General features: G+C 42.3%; 17 protein-coding genes. 5 read left to right on the top strand and 12 right to left on the bottom strand.

Annotated features, from left to right (window positions below; genetic code table 11):
• Positions 1–909 precede the first annotated feature (909 nt).
• The 11 genes from R8G66_01130 to R8G66_01080 all read right to left on the bottom strand — a co-directional run bounded on the left by R8G66_01130 (position 910) and on the right by R8G66_01080 (position 17,211).
• Positions 910–3,552 carry an ABC transporter permease gene (locus tag R8G66_01130; GenBank protein ID MDW3190934.1) on the bottom strand — a complete coding sequence of 881 codons (2,643 nt, stop codon included), beginning with the start codon at positions 3,550–3,552 and terminating at the stop codon, positions 910–912.
• Entirely contained in the window at positions 3,545–3,877 is a 333-nt protein-coding gene (locus tag R8G66_01125) for a helix-turn-helix transcriptional regulator (GenBank protein MDW3190933.1), read from the bottom strand. Before R8G66_01125 ends, R8G66_01130 begins: the two co-directional genes overlap by 8 nt.
• A 125-nt stretch (positions 3,878–4,002) precedes the next feature.
• Positions 4,003–5,640 carry a M1 family metallopeptidase gene (locus R8G66_01120; protein ID MDW3190932.1) on the bottom strand — a complete coding sequence of 546 codons (1,638 nt, stop codon included), beginning with the start codon at positions 5,638–5,640 and terminating at the stop codon, positions 4,003–4,005.
• A gap of 207 nt (positions 5,641–5,847) precedes the next feature.
• The gene (locus R8G66_01115; protein MDW3190931.1) at positions 5,848–6,015 is read right to left on the bottom strand and encodes a hypothetical protein; all 168 of its coding nucleotides are present in this window, start codon (positions 6,013–6,015) and stop codon (positions 5,848–5,850) included.
• A 224-nt stretch (positions 6,016–6,239) separates the two neighbouring features.
• On the bottom strand, positions 6,240–6,623 hold the full coding sequence (locus R8G66_01110) for a hypothetical protein (protein ID MDW3190930.1): 384 nt from the start codon (positions 6,621–6,623) through the stop codon (positions 6,240–6,242).
• A 579-nt stretch (positions 6,624–7,202) separates the two neighbouring features.
• The gene (locus R8G66_01105; GenBank protein ID MDW3190929.1) at positions 7,203–10,361 is read right to left on the bottom strand and encodes a glycosyl hydrolase; all 3,159 of its coding nucleotides are present in this window, start codon (positions 10,359–10,361) and stop codon (positions 7,203–7,205) included.
• Positions 10,362–10,491: 130 nt separating this feature from the next.
• Positions 10,492–11,664 carry a tetratricopeptide repeat protein gene (locus tag R8G66_01100; protein MDW3190928.1) on the bottom strand — a complete coding sequence of 391 codons (1,173 nt, stop codon included), beginning with the start codon at positions 11,662–11,664 and terminating at the stop codon, positions 10,492–10,494.
• A gap of 19 nt (positions 11,665–11,683) precedes the next feature.
• The gene (gyrA, locus tag R8G66_01095; GenBank protein MDW3190927.1) at positions 11,684–14,320 is read right to left on the bottom strand and encodes a DNA gyrase subunit A; all 2,637 of its coding nucleotides are present in this window, start codon (positions 14,318–14,320) and stop codon (positions 11,684–11,686) included.
• 72 nt (positions 14,321–14,392) lie between these two features.
• Complete coding sequence (locus tag R8G66_01090) at positions 14,393–15,520, bottom strand: hypothetical protein (GenBank protein MDW3190926.1); 1,128 nt, start codon at positions 15,518–15,520, stop codon at positions 14,393–14,395.
• Between the two features lie 38 nt (positions 15,521–15,558).
• Positions 15,559–16,551: an FKBP-type peptidyl-prolyl cis-trans isomerase gene (locus tag R8G66_01085; protein ID MDW3190925.1), complete on the bottom strand. Its 993-nt coding sequence runs from the start codon at positions 16,549–16,551 to the stop codon at positions 15,559–15,561.
• A 42-nt stretch (positions 16,552–16,593) separates the two neighbouring features.
• The gene (locus R8G66_01080; GenBank protein MDW3190924.1) at positions 16,594–17,211 is read right to left on the bottom strand and encodes a hypothetical protein; all 618 of its coding nucleotides are present in this window, start codon (positions 17,209–17,211) and stop codon (positions 16,594–16,596) included.
• A 271-nt stretch (positions 17,212–17,482) separates the two neighbouring features.
• On the opposite strand from R8G66_01080, the gene R8G66_01075 reads away from it, so the two are divergent.
• From R8G66_01075 to R8G66_01055, 5 genes are all read left to right on the top strand, one after another.
• Positions 17,483–18,970: a peptidase S10 gene (locus R8G66_01075; protein ID MDW3190923.1), complete on the top strand. Its 1,488-nt coding sequence runs from the start codon at positions 17,483–17,485 to the stop codon at positions 18,968–18,970.
• 247 nt (positions 18,971–19,217) lie between these two features.
• Positions 19,218–19,748, top strand: coding sequence for a hypothetical protein (locus R8G66_01070; protein MDW3190922.1), 531 nt, complete (start codon positions 19,218–19,220; stop codon positions 19,746–19,748).
• Positions 19,749–19,919: 171 nt separating this feature from the next.
• On the top strand, positions 19,920–20,411 hold the full coding sequence (locus R8G66_01065; GenBank protein MDW3190921.1) for a hypothetical protein: 492 nt from the start codon (positions 19,920–19,922) through the stop codon (positions 20,409–20,411).
• Positions 20,412–20,740: 329 nt separating this feature from the next.
• Positions 20,741–22,012, top strand: a complete 1,272-nt coding sequence (locus tag R8G66_01060; protein ID MDW3190920.1) for a DNA/RNA non-specific endonuclease — start codon at positions 20,741–20,743, stop codon at positions 22,010–22,012.
• A gap of 360 nt (positions 22,013–22,372) precedes the next feature.
• Positions 22,373–24,619: a DUF3352 domain-containing protein gene (locus R8G66_01055; GenBank protein ID MDW3190919.1), complete on the top strand. Its 2,247-nt coding sequence runs from the start codon at positions 22,373–22,375 to the stop codon at positions 24,617–24,619.
• Between the two features lie 93 nt (positions 24,620–24,712).
• Here the strand turns inward: R8G66_01055 and R8G66_01050 are convergent, their stop codons facing one another.
• On the bottom strand, positions 24,713–26,464 hold the full coding sequence (locus R8G66_01050; GenBank protein MDW3190918.1) for a patatin-like phospholipase family protein: 1,752 nt from the start codon (positions 26,462–26,464) through the stop codon (positions 24,713–24,715).
• Positions 26,465–26,617: the final 153 nt, after the last annotated feature.

Below are 26,617 nucleotides of genomic sequence, written 5' to 3'. Positions count from 1 at the left end.
AACTAAGCAACGTTTAGGAATTTCGAAAAAACAGTAGTTTCCAGAAATCACAGAAACTTATTGGAATCAAATTCATGGAAAGCCTGCTAAATTCGTTGAAAGCCTAAGCAATTAATCAGGTCTTAAAATGGTTAAAATTCCTGACGTCTGAGAATCGCGTATTTGAAGAATTCTTGACCATTGATACAGCTATTGAAAAATAGAGCATCAGGATATAGATGCAGAATTCAGGAATTAAGATTTAGACAACTGGTCAGTGATCAAAACAACAGACTAAACTTTCTAAGGTCCCAAATTTGGCCTTAGCCAAAAAGCGGGTGGGACTTTATTGTCGCAGAGGTTAGGGATGGCGCGGGTAAGCCAGCAAGGCCACAGGATCGCTGTAGAATCATTCAAAGATATAGAGATAATATCTGGAGCACAGAGAATCATTTAATAGTCGCTGTGCCATTGAGCGATCGGTGGACAGGCTGCCAGCGATGGCGCAGCGGCTATTTAAAATAATGGCCAATTATATAACAAGCTTCAAGGTGTCGTCACCGAATTACTAAGATCAGATGCAGCCCTATAGTCGTCCAGCTTTGCTGGTTAACATAATATCATTATGTAACAAACAGCCCGAAGATATCGGCATTCAGGCGGCACAATAGTCTGTTTTGTTATATAATTTATATTATGTTAAATAGAGTGTGATTACCCTCCTTATTGATTGATTTTGATACAAATAGCTCTTTGTTGAAAAGTATCATTTCCATAGTGAAATGTATCCGCCATCATCAGCAGATGATCCGTATCCCCAGGTACCTTCCAGTAGCTACCAAACATGCATTGGAAAATACTCTTGTAGTAGCTATCCCCGCTGCCATTAATTCAAAGTATTTTTCAAGCTCGAAAATTCCTTGATAGCCACTACTCGTTTCTTAATGCATTTGTCGGGTTTTGACGAAAAGTACTGCTGCCTAAGTAATAGACAGTCAGGCCTGTGAGCAATGATAATCCCAGCACGATCCATAAAAATGGCATAGGTGTCATGCTGATCCTAAAGGCGTAAGCGGCTAACCAATTGCTGGAAATCCACCAGGCGACAGGAATCGAAATCATGGATGCTACCAGTAGGTATTTGACGAATACCCTGCCCTGTACGATCAATAATTGGACAAACGTAGCGCCCAATACCTTTCTAATACCAAATTCCTTCGTGCGAGAAATGATGTTGTAGGAGATCATTCCAATCATCCCCAGCAATGCGATAAACAAGGAAACGATAGAGGCCATGGTCATCACATTTCTAAAGATCACTTCATCTTCATAGGCTCTTTGTGTCATGTCATCGAGAAACTCCCAATCCATGATATCATTCTTGTCATATGTATTGTGAACCTTTTCAATATGAGCGAGTGCCTGTTCAATCCGACTCGCGTCTATTTTAATGATGATATCGTCTATAGATTCAAAGGGGCTTTTGTAATAGCCGATAATCGTTGGCTTAATGGGTTGATGCAACGATTCAAAATGGAAGTCTTTCACAATACCAATCACACGCGCTTTTAGCTCCGCTCCATGGTCACCTTGATCTTCGACCAGATCAATCCACTGGCCTAGAATTTGATGGCCACCGTACAGTTCTGCAGCCTTTTCATTTAAGAGAACGGAGGTGCTGTCTATTCCTGCAATTCCGCTGAAGCCCTCTCCTGCTACCAATTCTAACCCAAATACCTTAAGTGCCTCATGGTCAATGCCATAAAATTTCATGGCACCAGTTGTTTCAAGGTCATCCGCTGTATTTCCTATGATAGATACGGGAGATCGATACCCACTAAATACCCGGGTAATCCCTGTAGCTTCTTTGATCGCCGGATTGGTTTTTAATTCATTCTTGATGGTAAGGTAGTTGTTTCGAACAGCCCCGCTATTGATTTCAACCACTACGATTTCTTCCGTTTTCAGTCCCAAAGATTTTTCACTCATGTAGCGATACTGATCATTAATGATCAATAGACATGCAGCAATGATGATCACAGCTCCAAATTGAATGGTGACCAGGCCATTTCTAAGTAAACTTCCTCTGGTTCCCCTTGCAGAGAGTTTTTGTACTAAGACCAACGCTGAGGTGTGACTTAGTACGATCGCTGGATAAAAACCGGAAAACATAGTCACAAGAACGGCGATTCCAAGGAACCAGGGCATCAGGTCAATGATCAATTCCCATGAAAATAATAGATTCAGTCCTACTATCTCATTAAATAATGGTACTAAATAATAACTGCATATGAGAGATAAAACCAGCGATAGAAATACCAGCAAAAATGATTCTACGAGGAATTGCATCATCAATTGAGACCGAAAAGCTCCAATAGATTTTCGGACGCCAACTTCTTTATGACGCTTGATGGATCGAGCTGTGGTGATATTGATATAATTGAAGCAAGCCATCAGCATAATCACTACTGCAACCACACTGAATAGATTTACTTTATCGATATCTCCTTTGATGTGCTGATTGATACGACCATCGATACCATTTGAACCAAAATGTAAGTCGAGTAATCCGAGTAAATAGAACTTGTTGACTTCTTCTACATCAAGATTTCTTCGGACCAGGTCACTGATTTGATTTTCAATATGCTCTAACGCTGTGCCATCTTTCAATACAACGAAAGTACTGACGGCATGGCCCTGCCAGGATCGGTACCAATCCGGGTACCAGGAAACCACATTCTCTAAATAAGTTTCGATATCCTGGGTCAGAACAAAGTCAAATTGCAGATAGGAATTGTTGGGAACGTTTTTCAGTACACCGGTCACCGTAAATGGGCCATATGCTTCGTATTCAATGATTTTTCCTATTGGATTTTCATAACCAAAGTACTTGAAACTTAGATCTTCTGAGATGACAACTGACCGTTTTGAGGCAAGTGCCTTAAGAGGGTCACCGTGGATCAATTCAAAATTGAAAATATCGAAGAAGTTAGACCCTACGATCATGCCATCTTCTTCGAAAAATCGTTTTTCCTCAACCGTCACCCAATTAGATGCTGTTCCTTGTAGGTAGATACTTGATTCGACAGCTGGAATTTCTGCTAGCATGGCTGCAGCCAAAGGTGTTGGCGTCCATATCTCAGGATCCGCACCGTCTGACTGCCGAAATTCCTGTATGATCTGATACGTCCGATCTGCATTGGAGTGGAAAGTGTCAAAACTAAATTCGTGTCTGATCATCATGATCATGAGCAGAAATACCGAAAGCCCCATAGAAAGCCCAATGAGATTGATTACGGAAAACCGATAATCTCGTGTTAGGTTACGGAACCCGACCTTGAAGTAATTGTTGAACATGCTTAGTGTATTATTTTGAGTATTGACCTTTTTCAAATTGACCCAGCGAAACGAGCGAATTACATCCCACCACAATTGTCTGTTTGCCTTTCCGGGATGTTGTGCTTGTCTGAGCTCATATAGTTCAATGATGTCTCCTTCTACTTCATCAAGAAACTCAGCTTTGCAGAACCAACGCAAGAACTGTATGGCTTTATGGGATGCGTAATTATCCATTACCAAAACTGATCTTGGGAATTTGCTGGTACAAACTCGTTCGTATGGCGTATTGATTATCCAGAATTTTTTTGCCCGCTGCTGTGATCACGTAGAATTTCTTGCGTCTGCCCCCTCTGTCCTGAGTAATGCCGCCAAAATGGGAATTGACCAGGCCTTTTGTTTCCAGCCTTTTCAATGCCACGTGTATGGCGCTGATGTTCACTTTTTTATTGAGCTTCTCTTCCAGACTTTGTAGAATGAGTACGCCGTAGGCTTCATCGTGCAATGCGGCCACCATCAACAATACTAATTCTTCAAATTCCCCAATGGATACTTCTTTCATCAACTTGTGATTTACTTAACAAACGTGAAAGTAATATATTAGTTTCATAATTGTTAAGTAAATGAGGGAAAAGAATTTACATGTCTATTGACTAAGTACTATTAGTGTTTTGGAATGTATCTGATCTATCTGCTTTTGAGAATGCCTATATAATAGTTAGGATTGACTCGTAGTGAATTAGCATCAATCTCCATATTGGCCCATGAATTAGAGACTGATAATCGAACTTCAGCATCCCCTAACACGACATCAACAGGCATTGTGAAGTCAGCAATGGTATTGGTCCAGCGATAATAAAGGTTACCTTCCTTGAAGTAGTATTCGAATATTGGGATCCGAGAATCTCTCAAGTACTGATTGAAAAATAGGGACAGATCCAATCCAAGAAATTGAGCAATGAATTGCTCAAACTCCGCTGAATTCGTAGTGGAATGGTAAAACTCTATTCCAAGCGCCCGTAATAAATCTCGCCATTTGGCATCGTCTTTAACAATGGATCGAAGCATGTTTAGGATGTTACCTCCTTTATAATAGACATCTATGGGATAGCCTTCATCGTTGACGCCATAGTTCCCGATCATGGGTTTTGAATTCTCAATATTTGTTCGGGTTCCTCTGACATATTCCTGTCCCGCTTCTTTCCCGAAATGGTATTCGACAAAAAGACTCTCTGAGTAGTTAGTGAAACTTTCATGGATCCACATATCAGCGATATCCTGATGGGTGATGTTGTTGGCGAACCATTCATGGCCAGATTCATGTACGATGATGAAATCGAATTTGAGTCCCCAACCGGTTCCACTGAGATCTCGGCCCAGGTATCCATTATCAAACCTGTTACCGTAAGTAACCGAACTCTGATGTTCCATCCCCAAATAAGGTGCTTGTACCAGCTGGTACCCATCTTCATAAAAGGGATATGGCCCAAACCAATGTTCAAATGCTTTCAACATTCGAGGTACTTCAAGGAACTGGTCACGGGCTTTTTGCTCATCCTGTTTCAGTGCCCAATAGGTAATATCCAGAGGTCCCTTCTCTCCTTCATAGACTTCTTTCCAGCTGATGTAGTTGCCAATGTTCAGGTTTACTCCGTAGTTGTTGATAGGATTAGAGATGAACCAATGGAAGGTTTTGGTTTTCTTTTTCTTGTTTCGGTCCACTTTCTCTAATCGACCATTCGAGACATCAACAAGGTTTTGAGGTACTTCCACACTTAACCGCATGCTGTCAACCTCGTCGTACATGTGATCTTTACACGGCCACCATACGCTGGCGCCAAGCCCCTGACATGAGGTGGCAATAAAGTGGTTGCCCAGATCATCCTGTTTCCAGCTAAATCCTCCATCCCATGGTGCCCTGACCGCTTTTCGGGGACTCCCTTCGTAAAACACCTGAACTTCCTGGATTTCGCCAGATACTTGCGCATCGATCAATGAGACAAAGTAGGCATTCCCATCCTGACGAAAATCCAGTTCAAGACCATTTTGAAGTACTTTGGTTACTGTCAAGGGGCGTTGAAGGTCAAATTGCAGGACGTTATGTGATTTGAGAACCTTGTAAGTGATAAGGTTACTTCCTTCAATTCGCTGTTCTTCTGGGAAAACTTCTAATTCGAGATGGTAATAGGTCAAATCCCACCAGGCACGTTCTTCTGTGATACTGCCCCGCAATGAATCCGCTCTGGAGAATGGCTGCGCTTTTAGGGCGGTTGAACAACTGATCAGCGTTAGAAAGATCAGGGATTTGTTCAGGATATGGGGCATGACTTATTCTTGGGTTAGAAAACAAATCTAATCTGTATTCTATGGATCATTCCAAATTCCTTGAGATAACGACAACTCCTTTCAGTACAATCAGTCCACAGAAATTCATATCGTTTCCTCATAGTACACTGATGTAATCATAAAGCACAAAAAAAGAGCACCATTGCTGATGCTCTAATTTGCTAATTCTTAATGAGTTATATCTTTCTAACCTAGTTTACTCACGTATTGTTCACAACCATTTTGAGAACCGACATATATGGCCATACCCTGATAGATAACCCTGTAGCGACTATTGTCCGCAGGATCTTTTTCTATTTGATACTCGGAATTCTTACCAAAAAACACGTTGAAAATGTAATTCACAGCTTTCATACCCCTCTTTAATTTATGTTTAGACTTGTTACCTGTTATGCAAACCTGATGCCAAACTTCTATCCGTTTAAATAAGATTGACTTTTTGCATGTTGATGGTATAACAACTCAAAAAACGATTTATTGTACGAAGGAAAGCGGTTTTGTTTCGAAAAAGACAACTATTCGATTAGATGACTAAAATCGTAAGTGTTTCAGGTTCAATGACTGTTATGCTTAGATAATCAGCATTGTAACGATTCCTTTTCGTGGGCGTCAGCAAGGTCCTTAAGGTAATTGTAAAGCATCTTTTTTTCCATCTGAGTGAGTTCCTTCCAGACGAAGGTCAATCTTGCAATACCAGGATACTTTTTAATTCCACCGATTTCGTCCTCTACCCGATCTAAAAAATTGCTGTAGGTGAAATCGATGAAAAATGACTCATCGTGAAGGATATCATCATGTTCAAAAACCTTCTCAGCTACGCATTTCAAAACCGGACTCATTTCATTCTGTGAGGAACGAACCACTGTCATTTGATAATCGAGCTGATCACGGTCCAGGTGTATTCTTTCCACCAATTCGTATTCTCCGTCAAGCCTTTTCCATAAAGACTTGAGTTCATCCATGTTTGCTGAACTTATTGTGATCATTTGCTTAAGGTACTAATAGAAAAAGTGCTTAATATGATTGTTTAGAAGTCTGAGAAGAGATTCCTATTTTAAAGGATTTGAAAAATACAGGATAATAAAAAACCTCCGTAGTATACAGAGGTTGATTCTCAAACTTCACTCAACTAATTAATCTTTATATAAGGATGGACTTACTTCAATTCTTTGTCCTAATAAAAATTCCTGGCAACTTTTATAAGTACCTTCATGGATTCGCTTCCCCTGAAAAAAGACCATGTACAAGTTAGGATTCTTGACGTTCTTTCTCAGTTGATATTCGGAAGGTTTGCTAAAGAAGCACTCATAAATGTATTTAAGAATTCGCATAGCTACTTGGTTTACGTTTTTAACTTACTTGGGTGGTGGTTCCTATTTCTTATGCCTCAAAGATGTGAATACAGCCCATAACCAAGAAGCAGGACTGACTCAACCGGCTGATCTTTGTCTGAATGGGGATTAAAAAAGCCCCAACGTTGCTGGGGCTTAAAAATCCTTAAAAAAACGGCCTAAATCGGCTTTAAACGAAGATTATCTTCATTAAGAACCTTCACTGGAGGACTCTAACTTCAACATTTTCAGGCCTTTATCCTTAATTAAATCATTTATTTTTCTGATGCGATCTTCCATTAAGGTTTTTAGGGCCTGTAATTCTTTGTCAAGCTCTTTTTCAACCTCCGTCTTGAATTCGATGGCTTGATCTGTCGGTGGATAATCTCCACGTTGCTGATCTGCCATTAGAAATGCCAATCGATTATTGATTCGGATACCATAATTCAAAGGATCCTGATAGCTCTGATTCTTGGTCATATGGATATTGTTCTCAATTTCAGACATGTCTTCATCCAATTGATCTGCCAACTCCCCTATTTCTTTCAATAATTCATCATCCTTAATCTTTCGTTTCAGATACTTGAGGTCTTCTCTCGTAGATCGGATATCCCGGATGCCTTGATGTGCCTCTGAGACTTTATCTCTGACTGAAATCAAAAAGTCAAACTGCTTTTGATAATCCTCCATAGTGTTAGGTAACCTTGGGTCCTTCTTGATGGTGAATTCCTGTTCCATTGATTGGCCATTGACTGTCAATCGAGCTATGTAGGTACCAGGCACGGCTTTAGGCCCATTATTGGGTGAACTGTAAAGGATCATCCCATCAAACTCTAAAAAGCCAGGATAGCGCATGTTCCATACGAAGCGATTGCCTCCTGCTTTTGTCGTGAGTTTCTCTCTTCGATTCTTCGAACGATTGCTGAATTTACGGATTAGCTCTCCGTCTTCTTCCATGATTTCGATGGACACCTTACCCGCTTCTTCATCAAAATCTTTCAGGTAATAATTGAACAATACACCATTAGGGTGATTTTGACCTACTGTTCTTGAAATCCTGTCGGAACCACCACGTTGATTCATACGGTAACTTTCCTTTGGCTGGAAAAAATAGAACTCAGAACGAGCGACTTCATCACTTAATTGATGTAGCGGCTTTAGGTCGTCAATCAACCAAAAACTACGCCCGTGTGTTGCTGCGATTAGGTTGTTATCTTTCACCGCCAGGTCCCGGATACTTACGATGGGTAAGTTGAGCTGGAAACTTGACCAGGAAGCACCATCATCAAATGAAACGTACATCCCCCACTCTGTTCCTGCATAGAGTAATCCTTTTCTTCCCGGATCAGCACGAATCGCTCGTGTATAATGGGTAGCATCGATCCCCGAAGTGATCAATTCCCAGGTCTTACCATAATCATTGGTTTTGTAGAGATATGGCGTATAATCCCCGAACTTGTAGGACGTAGCCGCAACATAAGCCCCACCGGGAACATGCGGATTGACATCAATGCAATTGATCATGTTTCGTTCGGGTGACATAGGAGGTGTCACGTTTTCCCAGTTATCTCCACCATCTCTGGTAACATGGATCAACCCATCATCACTGCCAACCCAGATCACACCTTCCTCTTGTTCAGATTCTTCGGCTGCAAAGATGGTCCCATAGAATTCTACTCCTGTGTTATCCTGAGTGATGGGGCCACCCGATGACAAAAGGGTTTCTGGTACTCCACGTGTCAAGTCTGGAGAGATGACCTCCCAGGACTGGCCTTCGTTGTAAGTAACATGCAAGTAGTTTGATCCTGCGTATAGTTTTTTACCATTGTGAGGGCTGTAAAAAACCGGATAGTTCCAGTTGAAGCGGTACTTCATGACTTCCACACCAGATCCCGCAGGATTATCCGGCCATACGTTAGTAGATCTACTTTGACCTGTTGAATGATCCAGCCGCGACATGTATCCTTTGAAGGTGCCCCCATATACCACATCAGGATTTAATGGGTCCGGAGCCAGGTGGGCACTTTCACCTCCGGTTGTAGGTTCCCAGTCTCTTTCGCCAATGCTGGAACCAGCGGTTCGATGTGCGATACGAATTGCACTATTGTCTTGTTGGGCACCATAAATACGGTAAGGGAAAACATTATCCGTCGTAACCCGGTAAAACTGCGCAGTAGGTTGGTTATGATAGGTAGTCCAGTTCTCTCCACCGTCATTGGATACTTGTGCTCCGCCATCATCAGCGATAACCATTCTCTGGTTATCATTCGGATCGATCCAGATGTCATGATGGTCTCCATGCGGCGCTCGTTTCAACTCAAAAGTCTTACCTCCATCCTTGGACACCCCATAGCTTACATTCATCACGTAAACAATGTCTTCATTTTGTGTATCTGCGGTGATCCTACTGTAATACCATGCCCTTTGCCTCAAAGACCGATTGGAGTTTACTTTTTTCCAATTGGCACCACCATCGTCTGACCTGAATACCCCTCCATTATCTGCTTCAATGATGGTCCAGACACGTTTTGAATTCATGGGCGAAACGGCAATTCCCACGATACCCCAAGGACCATCAGGTAATCCTTTATTGGTCGTGATTTCTTCCCAACTGTCACCTCCATCTGTACTTTTGAAGAGCTTGCTATCCGGTCCACCACTGTCCATGCGGTATCCATTGCGTTTCATTTGCCATGACGCAGCAAACATGATTCTTGGATTGTTTGGATCGAGTACCAGGTCTCCGGCTCCTGCTTTGTCACTGACATAAAGTATTCTTTCCCAGGTTTCTCCGCCATTAGTTGAACGGTAGACACCTCGCATTTCATTGGGTTTCCACAAATTTCCAATGGCGGCGACATAAACAATATCAGGATTGGTCGGGTGAATCCGGATGCGACTGATATGTTCTGAGTCTTTTAATCCAATGAATTTCCATGTTTCCCCGGCATCGGTAGATCGCCATACGCCTTTCCCGGAGGATACATTACCTCTCAACGTTTGCTCTCCTTCACCAACGTAAATGACATTTGGGTCTGATTCTGAAACCGCAACGGCACCTATAGATCCGCCGAAGTAACCGTCGGAAATACAGAACCAGGTACTACCAGCATCGGTGGTTTTCCAGACACCACCTCCGGCGGTACCCATATAGTAAACGTTTGGCTGCCCGACAACTCCGGTTGCAGTTCCGGCTCTTCCACCTCTGTAGGGGCCGATAGAGCGCCATTTCATACCTTCATAGACCGTTTGATCGTAGGTTAGCGTGGCCGGGGCATTTGATTTTTTTCTTTTTCGCTGTGCATCTGTTGTATACGTGAATAAAATCAACGCAATGCATAAAATTGGAATGTAGGCTTTGATCCTCATATTAGTCGGGTTGATTGACTTTGACAATTTACAGCCAATCAAATTCCTAACGAAAGTCATTCCATGAGCGGCAAAAGAAAAAGCCCCGTCCATTGCTGAACGAGGCTTTGATTTTATCAGAAAGGAGATTTTAACCTTCTCCTAATGCATCAATTTTATCCTGGATCGCTTCTGCTTGATCCATCAATTTTAATTGGCTGTAGATATATCTCAAAGTTTCCAATGCAGTGATATCTTCAGGCTCCAACTGATGGACTTTTTCCCACTGAGGCATTGCTTCTTCCAACTTCTCATCGATCAGTGGATCCATCTCATCAGCTTTCTTCAAGTCAGCATCAGAAATACCGAGGTTATTTCTCTCTTTGATGATGTCAGTTGCCTCATTGATCAACATAACCCCGATGTTGAAGTTCGAGTTGAAGTCGTTAGGATCGGCTTTCAAAGCATTTCTGTAGGCAGCTTTTGCTCCTTCTTTGTCTCCAGTCTCTTCCAGCATCACGCCCAGTGTAAAGTGCAATACCGCGTTATCAGGCTCTGCTTCGATTTGCTTAGCTAAATTCTCACGCGCTTCATCGGCTTTTCCTAATTGGATCAGTACATTGATCTCGCTTCTTGCCAACTCATTATCCGTAGGGTAAATTTCTCTTGCCGTACGAATTATTTCCAGTGCTTTTTCTCTTGTTGATTCCTCAGAATTCAAAATAGAAACATACAATGAGTAGATGTCTTTTGACTGTACGCCATTATCGATTGCTCCCTGGTAGTTTCTCTTAGCAGCATCCCATGCCTGATCATTGTGTGCGGCCAGACCGGCATTGATGTAAGCATTGGTGTCTTCAGGAGTGATCATTTGTGCTTTTTCAAACTCAGCAACTGCAGATTGATAATCTTCATCGCCATAAGCTGTTGCTCCACTGTTGAAATAATAAGCCCAGTAATTGTTCCTATATTCATCAAAAGGAACAGGAAATCCATTTGCACCGGTTACAAATAGCTTGGAAACGTCATCGTTAGACAACTCTTTTGCCTTATCCATTGAAGTTAATGCTTCCTTCAAGGCATTATCAACTCCAGCACCAGATGTGTCAGCGGTAACAAAAATCTGAGCACGAGACCACCAGGTTTTTGGGTCATCTTTTAATTTATCAAATTCGGAAGCACGATTGATTTCCGCAACTGCTGTCGCAAAATCACCACCTTTCATGGCTTTCATTGCCGTAGAAACTTTCGGCTTCTTTTGTGCATTCACATCCGTGCTTACTGCACAGATCACTAATAATAGGAGGATGGTTATAGATCGCATTTTTGATTGGTTTCGCAACTTAATTTTCGTCATTATTTTCCGAATTATCGCCTTCTGGTGCTTTGCCTTCTTGATTTTCGTTGGCACCTTCACCTTCACCTTCAGCGGGTTCTACTTTGCCTTCTGCGGATGAAGTTTCCCCTTCTGCGGTTGCTTCTTCCCCTTCGGCGGGTTCTATGTATTCAATCTTCTCTACAGCTGAAATCTCATCCTTCTCATTGAGCCTGATCAGTTTCACACCTTGAGTAGCCCGTCCCATGACCCTTAAGTTGTCTACTGGGGTACGAATAGCAATTCCGGATTTGTTGATGATCATGAGTTCATCACCATCTTTTACATCCTGAATGGCCACTAGTGCCCCTGTTTTCTCAGTAACGTTCAAAGTCTTAACTCCTTTTCCGCCACGTTTGGTAATTCGATAATCGGCCAGATCTGATCGTTTACCGTATCCTTTTTCGGAAACTACCAGCAAGTTTGGCGCATTCTCGTGATCGACGCACACCATACCAATTACCTTTTCCGTCTTTTCATCGATGTAGACACCTTTCACACCAGCGGCTGTACGCCCCATGCTTCTGACATCTGATTCGTGGAAGTGAATTGCACGCCCGGAATTAGTAGCGATGACCACATGACTGTCGCCATTGGTCAGGCGCGCATTCAATAGTCGATCTCCTTCGTTGATGGTAATCGCGTTGATACCATTTTGTCTCGGTCGGCTGTAAGCTTCCAATGAAGTTTTCTTGATCGTACCTTTTCCAGTACACATCACAATAAATGTATTGTTGATGTAATCCGGATTGCTCAACGACTTCACATTGATCACCGCCTTTACTTTATCGTCAGGCTCGATGTTGATCAGATTCTGGATGGCACGGCCTTTTGCAGCCTTTCCTGCTTCTGGAATCTCCCAAACTTTCTTCCAGTAGACTTTTCCAAATTCCGTGAAGATCAACAGGTAATTGTGTGCCGTAGCCACGAACAAGTGTTCTGTGAAATCATCATCCTTGGAGGTAGCTGCACGTGAACCTACGCCTCCCCTTCCCTGAGATCGATATTCAATCAGTGGAGTACGCTTGATGTAGCCTTCATGTGAGATCATGATGGCCATCTCATCGTCAGGGATCATGTCTTCCGCCGTAAATTCATCTGCGCTGTGAATGATGTCCGTTTTACGCTCGTCCTGATAGCGGTCCCGAACTTCAATCAACTCGTCTTTGATCAGCTGCATTCGAAGCTCTTCACTGGCCAGGATCGCATTCAAACGATCGATCAGCTCCATCACCTCTTTGTATTCCTGCTGGATCTTGTCTCTTTCCAGACCCGTAAGACGTTGCAATCGCATCTCCAGAATGGCTTTTGCCTGAATCTCCGACAATTCAAACTTCTCCATCAGACCAGTTCGGGCAATCTCAGGGTCTCGTGAACTTCTGATCAAATTGATCACTTCATCCAGGTGATCCAAAGCAATCAGGTAACCCTCTAAGATGTGAGCACGTTTCTCTGCTTCTTCGAGTTCGTATTGCGTTCTTCTGGTAATGACCTCATGTCTGTGATCCACATAATGATGGACCATGTCTCTGAGATTCAGTGTCTTAGGTCTTCCGTTAACCAGTGCTACGTTATTGACACTGAAAGAAGACTGTAGCTGTGTTTGCTTGTAAAGGTTATTGAGAACGATGTTGGGGATTGCATCCTTCTTGAGATCATAGACGATCCTCATTCCCTGCCGATCCGATTCATCTCTCAGATCAGCAATACCTTCTAATTTCTTATCATTGATCAGGCCAGCCGTCTTCTCAATCATTGAAGCCTTGTTGACCTGGTATGGGATTTCCGTTACGATGATCTGCTCTCGACCCGTTTTCGTTGTTTCAAACTGCGCTTTTGCTCTCAGTACAATTCTACCACGTCCTGTTTCAAAAGCTGCTCTTACACCCTGGTAACCATAAATAGATGCACCCGTAGGGAAATCCGGAGCTGTAACATGCTCCATAAGGCCCTCAACTGTAATGTCTTTATCGTCAATGTAAGCGATAACTCCATTGATGCACTCACCCAGGTGATGCGGAGCCATATTAGTTGCCATTCCTACCGCAATACCTGAGGCGCCGTTTACCAACAGGTTAGGGAACTTGGCTGGCAATACCGTAGGCTCTTTTGCCGAATCGTCATAGTTAGGCTGGAAGTCGACGGTGTTTTTACCAATGTCCGCTAGCAATTCCTCTGAAATTCGTTTCAGACGGGCCTCTGTATAACGCATCGCTGCGGGAGAATCCCCATCAACCGAACCAAAGTTTCCTTGTCCGTCGACTAGTGGATAGCGCAAAGACCACTCCTGGGCCATACGTACCAGGGTATCGTATACCGCTGTATCGCCGTGTGGGTGGTACTTACCAAGCACGTCTCCCACGATACGAGCACACTTCTTGTAAGGTCGGTTATAATTAACACCGAGCTCGTCCATGCCGTAGAGAATTCTTCTATGAACCGGCTTTAAGCCATCCCTTACATCGGGTAGTGCACGAGAAATGATCACGCTCATCGAGTAGTCGATGTATGCGCCTCTCATTTCGTCTTCTATGTTGATTGGGATTATGTGATGATCGCCCGCTACAGATCCGTCCTGATCGTTCTCAATATCTCCGTCTGACATTAACGTCTAGTATTAACAATTAGGTAAAAAACAGCACGCAATTTAAACATTTTTTCAATGTTTAACCGCCTTTTAATACGGGTTCATTTTGCGCTTATTCTTGTTTTTGTTGCGCCAGAGTTTTCTGTGGTTCTGTCCTACCTTCGGGTTTTGTACTTTCCAAAATGGTTGTCCCCGTACTTCCACCCTTCTTCCGGTTTTCGGATCGGTGATTACGTGCTTTAATTGCACATGATCCGCTTCTATCGGACTTCTGGAAATTTCAGGAATATTGATACTGATGCCGAACTTCAGGAAGAAGGCATTTTGATTGTGTCTGATTACCGGAGAACCGTCTGGTAGCGTAATCGAGTAATTTTTAATCTCATAGGAAGGTTTCAGGATCAGGCGGAAATATTCAGACCATGTTTGTTCTATACTGATCCCAATCGTGGTGTAAAGCCCCCTGCTGATGACACTGCTATTGAATTGCCTTCCTGCATTGATGTTGCCAACTTCTAATTCGGCAAAGAAGTTGTATTCCCAATATTCATAGATCTTATAGCCAATCATTCCAAACCACCGGGTAAAACTAGTAGCATTGAAATTAGGCTCATAGGGCCTGATCTGATTGGTTAACGTGCTAGGATCCAGTGATTTAGTCCATTGTCGTTCCCAATTCAAACCGCCTCCTACTCTAAAATCACCATAATTGTAATGCATGGAAAGTTGTACAGGAATACTGTGATAAACACCTGAAAATGAGAGATTTGTGGTGTCTGTATCCAGAATAAAGGAGTTGATTCTTAAGGTATCATTGAAAACAGGATTGGGTAAATAATTATAAGGGACGTCAAATATGGCATCAAACAGAACTGTGTCTGACCTCATTGGATCGTTCAGCCAGTTGTTGAATCCCTGAAACCGTCTGGGTACCGTCTCTGCATTACTGAAAATCAACTGCTGGTTATCATCCTGATAAAAATAGACGCCCCTCAGATCGTGATTGTAGTGGGTATTGCCGTATCCTGTCGTTAAAGTGAATGAAAATTGATTAATGAAAACCCGAAAGGGATCTCTGTGGATGTTATTCCGCACATAGAAGTCCGGAGGTAGCTTCCCCATGGCGTCCACTCCTTTGCCCAATTGAGCAAATGCTGGCAGCATATGTATGGTCAGGATCAGACCTAAAAATCCGTATTTGAATGATCTACGCTTCAAGTAATGAAAGATTTTTCAAATGTACGTTAATTACTAGTTTAGTTGGGGTTTAAGAGTGTTACTTCGAATGCCAATATGCGATATGGCCCTACTCTTTCTACATAATCGGGTACTATTCTTCCAGCAATGATCTCATCAGTCAGGTAATCAGGTACCACCACCGCACTTTCTCTATAGCCAAAAAATGAAGGAATGATGATCAATGCTCGCTCGTTGAACTCCATTTCTGCTATGCCAATATCTAAACCAGGTATTACGGTGTTTGTATTGAAGGGATAATCGAAAGGATTGCCAGGCACCACATTGTCAAAAACCACGCTATCATCCATGAATCGGGCCTCATAGGCAATAGAGACCAACTGACCATCTCTAGGGCCAGTCCCTGGCGTTCCTCCTTGAAGACGTTTATAAATGATTGAATTGGTCACTCCGACACGTTCCACAGAATCGAGTGGCACCAGATCCAAACTATCCAAATGGGCATCTTCAATGTATTGATTGATTGCCAATACTTCTGCTGCATTGATTTCCGCTTCTAATTGGACGTCAATCACTTCTACCGTGAATTCTATGATTGAATTGGCGGGGATCAAAGTGGAAAATTCCAAGGTATCGTAAGCAAGATTGCTGGGAATAATAAATCCATAAGTATCTCCAACATTCATTTGGGCCAGACCAAGATCTAATCCCACGGGATAAATAGCATTAACGCCTTGTCGTAGGATTAGCGGGTCACCATCATTGGTATCGAAAACATCAATGAGTTCTCCACCCAATACCTGAGCCGTATAATAAATTGATACAATTTGACCCTGAGTGCTTTGTCCACCTGGATTAATGGTGATTGGATAGGCATAAATGCCATTGTCATCACGAACCGCACTATCGTTCCCAACATCTCTCAGATGCTGAACAATGATCGAGTCCTGTGAATTTGTTTCTGTAATTACCGGGTTATCATCGGTTTTACAACCCAATAAATACCCCAGGGCAATCACAACTAAAAAGAAATGAGTACCTGTTTTCCTCATGCCCTGTTAACGAGAGGGTGAATTTTCTAGTATTGCGCGAAGCTATTTAACTTCAAATGTTCGACAAAACATCTGAAATACTCGAATTTCGGTAAGACCTAATTGTTTTCCAATTTCCAGCATTCTTCTGTACTCACTTTTCTGACAGTGACGCACATTAGAAATGATCTCTTCATCATTTTCCAGGAAAAAACTAGCAATGAATCGAATCAGGATAAAAGGTGTTTGCAGTACCTCTTTCTTGTATTCATCATAATCCACCTGTTCTTCTTCGTCAAAATCCTTTTTTGCAACCCCGTCATGATGAAAAGTTGTTTCAATGGCTAATTTCAGCACCGCCATGAACTTATCAGACCAGGTATCATAATTTTTGAGCAGGAATTTCATGGCGTACACGACGGGATCCTTTTTCAGGAAATACCCTCCGGTCGACAGTTTCCGAGCTTTCTTATTGAGTGCCAACTCTTCGAACAAGCTAACTTTACCATCCGCAAGTGCAATACCCAAGGTTGGTGTCATCATGACCAGCGAAAAGAAATCATGGTCAGAAATCTCCAAATAAGGCGCCTCAGTCTTAATGAAGTTTTTCTTTAGTTCGAAATTGGCTTCCTTGATCTCAGGAAACCCAATCATGGTATCTAGTTCGTATTCAGTAAACATGAGGCTTTATCAAGAATTGGTGTTCAATATGCTAAAATACTCGTTTCAGGTTCAAGATAAAGCAAATGAGGTTTTTGAAGAGAATTTTCTGAAAAGTTCGTTCGCATTCTTCATTCATGAAGCTCTTGACTGAGCAACCGATCGATCAGATTCCCCTATGATTCATTCTTTATATCAAACATGACTTATCAGTACAAATGAATCCGTGGAATGACGATCGATTATTCAAAATGGACAACATGTTCTTGCTATACTTGTCGAAAAGTATTCCATGATGAAGCATTTCCTATTGATCTTATGCCTTATGGCTCCTGTATTCTTGTTTTCACAAGACAAAAAGGAATCAAAGCCAGTAACGCCTCCTAGGAGCTTCACCTCAACCGGAGAAGTCAATATCAACAGTAAGAACTTGAGTTATGAGACGGTTGCTCAAGAAATTCACCTGAAGAATAATGACGGAGAGGCAGTAGCGGCTTTTTGGTCAGTTTCTTACTTTGCGAAAACTGGCAATGCCGACCGTCCTGTCATGTTTATTTTCAATGGCGGACCAGGTTCCGCCTCGGTGTGGTTACACATGGGCTTCTTCGGACCTAAGGTGGTCAAAGTTCCAAGTGGTGCCGATGAAGATGATGGTGCAGCCCCCTTTCAAATCATTGAGAATAACCAATGTCTACTTGATCTCACCGATTTGGTGTTCATAGATCCTGTCGGAACAGGTTACAGTAAAGTGGTAGGAAAAGGCGAAAACAAGGATTATTGGGGCTTGAACGAGGATGCTAACTCAGTGGCTAAATTTATCCGTACCTGGATCTCAAAATACAATCGCTGGCAATCACCCAAATACATTGCCGGAGAAAGCTTTGGTACCACGAGAGCTGCGGCAGTGAGTCAGGCATTGGAAGGCGGTGGCCAGAACATGGCCCTGAATGGGATCATTATGATCTCTCAGGCCCTGGATTATGCTGGTTCGACTTCTGTTCACCATAACATCACTTCTTACCTCACCTACTTACCGAGTATGGCGGCTACGTCGTGGTATCACAAGAAGGCAGGTCAGGGCAAATCTTTAGAAGCATTTGTGCAAGAAGCCCGGGACTTTACTTACAACACTTATGGGCCAGCTTTGTATAAAGGTGCCTTCCTGGACGACAAGGAAAGCGAAACCATAGCCGAGAAAGTGGCGTATTTCACCGGTTTGGATAAGAACTACATCTTAAACTCGGATTTACGAGTTTTGATGCCACGTTATCAAAAGAAGCTTTTAGAGAACGAAGGACTGACTTTAGGACGACTAGATGGTCGCTATAAAGGAAAGGAGTTTGATCAGACCGCAGACCGCCCTACGCTTGGAGATGCTGCCAGCTACCAAATTTCCAGTGCTTATACAGCGGCTCTGAATCACTATTTTCAAAATGACCTGAAAGTAAAAATGGAAAGACCTTACCTCACCGGAGGTCAAGTTGGTAAGTGGAAATGGCGTGATGTTCCTGAGGGAGGATACTATGAGCCTTCCTACGTAAATACCGCCCCTCGATTGGGAGCAAGTATGCGAAGAAACCTATCAATGAGGATACTGGTGGCCAGCGGTTATTACGATTTGATTACGCCATTTTTCGATGCGGAGTATACTTTTTCGCGAAATGGCATTCCTTCTGAGCGCGTCGAATTCACGTACTATGAAGGAGGGCATATGATGTACAATCATCAACCTTCTTTTGATCAATTAGCAAAGGATATAAGGGAGTTTTTGAGTGAGTGAGGAAATCTTGATCAGATTCCCATATGATTCGAATATTTCTACATTTATAGAACTGAATTCCGTCATTCCGGCGATCATAGTTTGATTTCGTTTTAAGTGATTTAATTATCTTTTATCTGCCGGAATCTCGTCAAAAAGAATAAACACTATCAAACCTTGAGATTCCGCAGGGCCGCCTGGCGGCACATCAATTAAAAGCCTTTTGAGACACGAAAATTGTACTGTGATGGCCGGAATGACGTTAAACATGCGTAGCAATACTTCCTACATGCTAAGACATAAGAATCCTCACATACTCTCACTCCTACTCTTGATGCTTTCGCTGACAGTGATTGCTCAGGATCAGGACAGGCCATTTGCCTTTCCTGAAGGTGTTCCTTCTAAGCTCCAATTCGGGATGTCATCGCTTGATTTCAAAAAAGTAGTGGATATGCGTGCCATGAAAGTGGATGATACGCGAAGTTGGCGCAGGGTGTACTTTCAGCCGAGTGATGAACCGCAAATCAAAACCTTGCTCTATTACATCGCAAAAGACGTTGAAAATCAGCCACTATATGAGGTGATCGTTCAATATGATAGCCGAGCCTTAGCAAGTAAGAAGGCAGTTAGTTACTTCGGAGAACCCAATTACGTTGGCGAAGACAGTGAAACACCCAATGAGTGGCGATTTAAGGCAGCTGCTGGTGAGTTGGCGAAATGGGTTTGGGTCTACAAAAACCAAATTGTCATGGTAGCCAGAGTTCCCGGTTGTGAATGGGATGAAGATTGGGATCAGTAAATGTCTTCCAGCCGAGAGATTTTTTGAGGTTCAAGGAGGAGTTGCTGAGCTTGTCGAAGCATCACTACTTCTAGCGATACTCACCAGGATTTTCCACTAGTTCTGGCGATTGATTGCTGACATGGAGCACTTCATTTTTGTGGCTTTGATAAAACAAACGAAGAGACAAACATGAAGATGAGAATCTATCACCGATACTTAGGGTTCTTTTTAGCAGGCATCATGGCCGTTTATGCCATCAGTGGCATCATTCTCATCTTTCGAAATACAGATTTTCTAAAGCAGGAAACGATCGTAGAAAAGCAAATTCCGACCGCAACTCCCTTGAATGAAATTGGAACAGCATTGAAAGTCAGGAATTTCAAAATTGAAAAGCAAGAAGGGAACCTGATCTATTTCAAGAATGGGGTTTACGATCAATCTACCGGTAAAGCTGAAATCACGACCAAGTCTCTTCCGTACGTGCTGGACAAAATGTCAAAAATGCACAAAGCCAATAGTAGCTCTCCCCTATTCTTTCTGAACATCTTCTTTGGGATTTCACTCCTCTTTTTTGTACTCTCAGCTTTTTGGATGTACATGCCGGGTAGTAGCGTTTTTAAGAAAGGAATGTACTTTGTATTAGCAGGATTGGTGTTCGCACTAGTGGTGATTTTTGTTTAAAATTTAATCAACCTTCTTCTAAAAAGTAGAAACTTAGAAAATCTCTTCGGACTGCCAAACCAGTATATTCTATAGAAATGATTGCCCGTTCTTAAGCAGATTTCTGAATTGATAAGAAACGTTCAATCAATCTAGGTCTTACAATACAATTTTGGCTACACTCCTCAATTTCTATATGAATTGAAATTCCTGGTGAAGCCTTTCAATATTACACGACAGCATTTCATTGCCCTGAATGCTCTCTACTTCATTAAAAGTAGCTCACAAATAATTGATCAAAATTTTTCACGGATGACGTATATTTAGGTAATACATAAACATTCAAACACATGGACAGAACAGGTTATGATCCTAATTTCTTAGGGGAAGGCATCAAAGTGAGGCCTCCCAAATTTTCACCAAGAATCGACGGTGTTGTATTTCGCGGTGATGAACTTCGTGACGGTATTTATCTGGATTACATTCATTATTCAATTGTAATGAATAAGAAAACGCGCCAATTACTTTACGCCGCTTCTAATATCGATCAGGATAATTGGATGAAATATAAACGGCATTCAGACGATTGGAACCTCGATTCCAGGATGCCTGAAGAGCTTCAATTAGACAATAACTATTATAAAGGAGTAGAAAATCCTTATGATAGAGGCCATCTGGTGCGCCGGGCCAATAACTGTTGGGCAGTACCAAAAACTAAAGAAAATGTAAAAAAAGCCAATGACGATACGTTCTTCTATACGAATGCCTCGCTACAACATCAGTATTTTAATCAGGACGAGTGGCTAGCGTTAGAGGACATGTTTCTCAATTGGGAACTGGGTAAAAATGGAAAACTCTGTATTTTGACAGGACCGGTACATCGTCCTTTCGACCGGTGCTTTCATAGAACCTGGGATGATGCTGCTCGTATTCCTTCGGCCTTTTTCAAAATCATCTGTTATATAGGGATAGAATCAGACAAGTTGGAAACACGTGCATTTTTGCTTTATCAGGACGAGGAATTCACCAATAACTATCGTAATGGCAAAAAATATGTGGCCACTAATAGGTTTGCTAAGTATCAGGTGAGCATAGCCGATATCGAAAACCTGACCGGGTTAGAGTTTGATAGTGCACTTCCCGATTCAAATCCTATATATTTCAATACACCCGAAGATCCTAACGCAGTTAATCGAGTATACAGATATCCTGAGCGAGTCCCCATAGTGATAAAACAGGACCTTGTTCATAATATATTGGCAAATAGGGAAACGCAAGAAGCCAAAGAAGAAGACAAAAACCTGGTGATTGTGGCGGCCATGGTAAACCCTGAAGGTAGAGATTCTAAAAAAAATGAGTGGGTGAGTTTGCTTAACGTATCTAATGATAAGATAGATTTAGATGGTTGGGCACTTTGGAACTCTCGCGGTAAGACAGCTCCGCTTTCTGGCACTGTAGAGGCCGGTGAAAGTATCCGTATCAGTTTTGCTAAGCATGATTTCAGCCTGGTCAATGCAGATGTTCACCTTATCCTAAGAAACCCGAAAAAGGATACTGTTGATATCGTCTCTTACACTAGGAAAGAAGCAGAGGAATCAGGACATGCCATTGTTTTTCGGTAATGGAAGATTCAGGTAAGCTATGATTTATTTTACGGTCTAAATTCATGTGGTTCTAAACCTCATTTAATTACGAATCCTATGTTAGTTAACGTTTTTAATTCCTACTAATGGTCATTGACTGTATATGCAGCCAAGCCCCGCTGTTTCTACCAGATTAGATGGTTTACTGATTCAGAGGGGCTTCATTACAAATTCAACTAAGCCATCCTTTTCTTGAGTATAGGGTTCTGAAGTACTTTTTCCTATTTCACGGACGTGGCCACTTTCTTCATAGCCTTGCAAAGGAATATTGGGATCGAACATGTCATATTGGTGTATGCACTGATAGTGATTTTTGTGTAGGTTTTTCAGAAGCTTTGAATGCTTAGCTTTTTACCTTTACCCTTGTACGACCTACCTACCATGGAAGACAAGGAAAACGACGAAAATCTACCTGCAGCAGGCTCCCCTGACCAGGTGCCTAATGATTCTGGATGCAATGATTTATCTGATGATAGCACACTTAATGAATCTGAGGACGAACCAAACCTTCAGGACGTATCGGACGAAGATCAGGAAACTCCAGAAGTGGAATCTAATTCCGGCAGCCCTTTATCGGAAAATAATCCTTCGGTTGTTTCATCTCAAAAAAGACGTAAGAGATTCCTTCCTATCGCTTTAATTGCTGTAGGGGCGTTAATTGCTTCCTGGTTCATTTACAGAATGGTCTTTCCTGTGACTGAAGGCCCAAGGATCAATCCATTGAATCTGGTGCCGGCTGATGCTTTCTTCATCATGGAGACTGATCAGGCGTATGGCTTTTGGTCGAAGATAGGGAAAACACAAATTTGGAAAACGCTGACCAAAGATGAGGACTGGAAAGCCTATGGAGAGCATCTGACAGCCTTGGAAGAAACCCTTGCAGATTTTGATCAACTGCTGGAAAAACTCAATCATCGCAAAGTATACGTGTCTGGCCACCTGTATTATAAAGGGAATTATGACTATTTGTTTCTGCTCGACATGCAGGGCCTTGCGCTCCCGCGCACTTATCTCACTTCACAAAGTGATGTGACCAAAAGAACCTTTTTGAACCATACGATCTACGAACAATTAGATGAGGACACCAATGAAACCCTGCATTTCACTTTCATCGATAATTATTGGATCGGTTCATATACCCATACGCTGATAGAGTCATCCATCACAAATTTGGAAAAAGCTGAACTAAGTCGTTCTTTCAATTTCATCGAGGTGAGAAAAAAGGCCATGGGCGAAGGGGTTGCCCGGTTATACTTCAACTATGACAATCTCTTCCCATATCTAAAAACCATGACAGACCCGTCCTATATCGACGTTTTGAAGGAGAACCTGCCATTGTACCATACGGGCAGTTACTTTGATGTGGAAGAGTCTTCGTTATTGTTGGAAGGATACTCCAATTATAATGACAGTCTCCCATCCTACTTGCCCATTTTTGAAAAAGCAGGAACAGGTTCCCTGAACATATCTGAGGTTTTACCCTCGAATACGGCTCTCTACTTTAGCTTAGGATTCAGGTCGTTTGCTGATTTCTACGGTGCACTTGACGAGCAGTTAAGGTCAGATACCATTTATGGTGAGAACTATATCAAGTACACTCGCAGAACTGAAAAATTCCTCAATATCGATCTGCAAAAAGATTTTGCAAGCTGGCTGGATGATGAGCTGGCGGTGGTACAACTGGAAGCTACGTCATCCGAACCTGAACTTGCGCTTGTCTTCAAAGCAAAAGGCAATGCTGTAGCGCTGGAAAAGATGGCATTTTTGAGCAAACAAATCAAAAAGCGAACTCCCGTTCGATTCAAACAGGTGGATTACCGGGGATATCCAATCAATTTTATGTCCGTCAAAGGCATCTTCAATTTGGTGCTGGGCAAGCTTTTTCAGTACTTTGATCGGCCTTACTATACGATCATCGATGAGTACATTGTCTTTTCGAATCAGCCAAGCATCCTTCGTCGGTTCATTGATGAGTATGAAGCTGGAAATACCTTAGCACGCGTACCTTCCTTCCAGTCTTTCAAGGAGCAGATCGGAGAAAAACATAGTGCACTTTGCTATTTACAGTTGCCTTTATTGGAGCATAGTGCCGGTGGTATGATCGACTCTGAAACACTGGACTTCCTTAAAAACAAGCGTAATATTGTTGCCGACTTTCCTCAAATGGCTTTCCAACTGACTCCTGAGCGTGGGATCTACCAAACCAGGATATTGGTATCTATCGACAATATGGATCAGCCAATTCCACGTCGAATGGAGCCGACTGTTCTTCGGGATACCATAAACTACGACAGCCTGTGGAACATCGATCCGGGCGAGCAAGTGGAGATTACTGCACTTGAAATAGAGCTGGATGATCTGGGTGCCAAAAAGCAAACAGAATCAACTGAAGATGGTACGCCGATCTACGAAGTGAACATCAAAGACGGACTGAAACACGGTAACTACTTTGAATACCACGAAACAGGTGAATTAAAGATCAAAGGAAAGTACAAAAAAGACTTGAAACAAGGAACCTGGAGGTACTATGATGTAGCAGGTAACCTGGTTAAGAAAGAGAAGTGGAAGGATGGGGTAATGCAATGAATTGAGATAAGCACGCTACCAACCTTTGAACTTCGGCTATGATTTAAGCTAATTAATCACATAAATTGAGTTAGCCGAATAGACCTAACCCATCTACATTGCTACTTCATGTTTCCTGGCAAGCGCATAAGGATCATCAATAATCGATTTCCAGAGGTTAAGCAGGCGATCATAGATTGCTTGATCATCGCTATTAAGCCTTTCTTGTTTCTTCGATATCTTGTAAAAATGTTCGATCAAGGCATGACATAAGATGATGTAGCCAGCTGCCACTAACTTGGGTTTCTTATCTGTATTGTTCTCGAACCACAAAGTGGTTGGCATTTCACCAGCGCGATTACAAATTCTCACGATTTGCATGTGATTCGGATCTTCCGGATCAAGGATCGCCTCAGGGGGTAAACGGTTGGCCATGCCTGTCAGAAAATTGGGTTTTCTAGCCGTTTCGAATAGATGAAAGCGGTCAAGAATGGCTGGAACTACTTTTCCTCTTAGCTCAGGGGATTCAAGCGCATCTTCATACACCTGCTCCCTGGCCCTGCTTAAAAAGATCTCCGTATTAATGGCAAACAGTGATGAGATACGGCCATTAACCATATCTGAAAATGGTTTTAACCTTCGTGAACCCAATGTTTTTAAACCGTAGGTAATGGCCGAGGGATATTGCTTTTTCAATTGCCTTAATGTCTTGAGGAAGAAATTCAACCCTAATAAGAAAAGAACCGTCAATACACTTAGGCCAATGACATATGCCAAAGACCAATTCCAGACAAATGCAAGTCCTTCACGCTCTTGTATCGGTAGTGTATTCAGGTCAATCAGGGCAGTTAATTTAAAGAAGGAAATAGCGGGTAACCAGAGAAAAGCCGAAAGGCCTGCGACAACTAATCCTATCAGCCAATTTAGTTGTATAGAAGGTTTTTTCCCGGGTTTGTAAACTGGTGGATCATAGATGTTATTATTCGAGGAAGAAACATCCACAATGATCATCATGTCTGTTTTGTCTTCTCTATCCCGCTTATTGGCCAGAAGTACACTTTCAATGCCTTGATTATCATAGATACCGCCATCCATCAATGCCAGTTCATCAACCTGTCTTGACGGTGGATTTTCTTTTTTCTGCCCTGTTTTATTGCTATTAGCCTTCTCTTCTTCTTGTAAAGCAGTTGCTAACTTCTGTGCCTCTGGATGCCCTGGTGGTATCTTATGCGCCTGACGACTCGTCCTTAATTCTATCTTATCACTGATTTGCTGGCTGACCTCTTTATCCATCCGGAAGTCCTTCGGTAAAGAAAGAGGCTCAAAGGCACCAGGAAAACAAGAAGAAGCCGCTAGTATATCTGCCATTCTGATCTGTTTAGCCAGCTTACGGGGAATCGTGAAGTGTTTATTCCCATTTCTGCCTCCCCCATACTGAAACCTAAAACAGGTTCCGTTTTTAAACTCTGTAGAGTTGATGATCACGTCCTTTAAATGATCTGGCTTACGATCAGTCCATAATGCTCCAAATGTGGTTCGTTCAAAAAGATCCTGATCGTAGACCTCCGCGAAGGCCGTGATGATATTTTCTCGTTGTGACGGTACTTTTATCTCGTGGTTTTCGATTACATCATATGCCCGTCTGATCAACTGGTCTTTTTGATGGACATCATCCAGTCGCTTACTGAATTCAGAGAATTCATCACCGTAAATGGAATACATTGAAGCGGTAATAGAACCACCAGAGACGGAAGATAAAATGTGGACGTTCTTTAATAAGTCCAGTTCCTGTAGTAGTAGAAATGCTCCGTGACTATAAGCAGATGCCCGAAAGCCGCCACCAGAGAGAGAAAGCGAGTAATTCATTCAGAGATATAAGGTTGCGGTTAAGGTAACACAAAACAAACTTTACTACCGAATGGATTGAGTGATTTGATCCAAATACCTTTTCTTCAAAGGTGAAAACCTCAAAAGTCCTGGCCCAGATTCAACCAGGCGATATTATTTACTTTACTTTAT

Source organism: Cytophagales bacterium, assembly GCA_033344775.1.
Classification (GTDB): Bacteria; Bacteroidota; Bacteroidia; order Cytophagales; family Cyclobacteriaceae; genus JAWPMT01.
Note: the sequence above shows the minus strand (reverse complement) of the source record. Positions and strands in the feature narration are given on the sequence as shown.